This is a genomic window from Candidatus Darwinibacter acetoxidans (assembly GCF_041936445.1).
Lineage (GTDB): Bacteria > Bacillota > Limnochordia > Darwinibacteriales > Darwinibacteriaceae > DTU010.
Genome location: NZ_JBHGXH010000137.1, coordinates 1 through 1,526 on the forward strand (window position 1 = coordinate 1; position 1,526 = coordinate 1,526).

Genomic DNA, 1,526 nt, shown 5'->3' on the forward strand with positions numbered 1-1,526 from the left:
CCGCTCTCCGCTGCTGAGAGCGTCGAACCCCTTCTCCTGTTCCTCGTGGGGGATGCCGGGGCCGTGGTGCTGACCATATACCTACCGGAGGTGGCGTAGATGGGATTACCCGACCTCTATCCTGCTCAGGTCGGATCCCCCTACACCACCCTTGCCGCGCCGTATACAACCGGCGACACCACGCTGACTGTTGTGGACGCGACGAAACTCCCGGACGCGCCGAACATCGTCTGCCTCGCAGGGGATGTCGCGGGAGAGTTTTCGTACACTGGAAAGGACGGCAATATCCTACAGGGAGTGACTGCACTCCCCGGCACGCCGAACGCGACCTGGCCCGCCGGGACGTTTGCGTTCCGCGGGATCTCCGCATACGACCATGCCTCGATAGTCGAGCATCTCACATTCCAGCGCTCCCATATAGTCGAGGCATCCCTGGACCTTACCACCAACCACACGTATTCCGGCAGAGTCCTTGAAGGGGCCGAGGCGGGCGAGAATCTGGCATTCGGGGATCTCGCGGTGCTCGCGGAGAGCGGCAAGTTCATGAAAGCCAATCCCGCCACCCTCGCCACCCTCGACGGCACTATCGCCCTGGTGGTCTCCGACACGATTGCCGCCGGCAGTCAGGGGATGTTCCTGCTTCGGGGTCTGATCCGAAATGACAGTTGGACGTTCACGCCGGGCAAGGAACTCTATGCCAGCAACGGGACGCTGACCCATGAACCCCCGACGACCGGGACACAAATCATCCGGAAGGTCGGGACGGCGCTCACCGCGACGATCATCGAGTTCAACCCTTCTGCAACCCTCCACGCCGAATATCTGGTATCGGTTCTGCCGGTAAACACGGTCACCAAGGACAACAACGACATCGAGCGCAAGTTCTGGAAGGATGATTTCAGCGTTGATTCCAGCGACCAGTATGAAACCATATCGGGTAGCACCTCAACACATAGTTATGACACGGATCATATCGTAATCCCCAGTGACACAGGCATTCAACTGAAACATGGTGATGTTGCACCAAAGAAATTCAGTATGACTGTGAAACAGACAGATGTGACAGGCTCGATGTCAAACGGGTCTAACCAGTTTCAGGTTCGATTCACCGGAACCCCTTCAAATACTTTAGAATACACGGCCATTTTGATACGCTTCTACAATTCCGGTGAGGATAATAATAGGCTTGGTATTGAAGGTAGAGACGAGACAGGGGATGTCATAATATCTAGTGGAAAGACCTTTGCGGATACAGCAACCTATTATGCGTTCCTTAATTCAAATTGGGGATTCGAGATCACATTCAGAGAGGATTCTAAAGTTAATCTGTCAATACCGTTGTTAGGTATCAATGTAACATCTACAAAAGCCATATCCCTCTCTGGACAAGTGCGCCCATATATCACAACATATGCACTCAAAGCACCACTTGAAATCTACGAGATAACCTCTTCGCCCTCCATATCCTACGCCGACGACTTCACCACCGATACCACCGAGCGGTATCAGCCTGTCCTCGGCACTGT

At 54.3% G+C, this 1,526-nt stretch carries 1 pseudogene; it reads left to right on the top strand.

Annotated features, from left to right (window positions below):
- Positions 1 to 99 precede the first annotated feature (99 nt).
- A pseudogene (locus ACE4YL_RS04970) lies at positions 100 to 1,526 on the top strand (hypothetical protein); the annotation flags it as partial.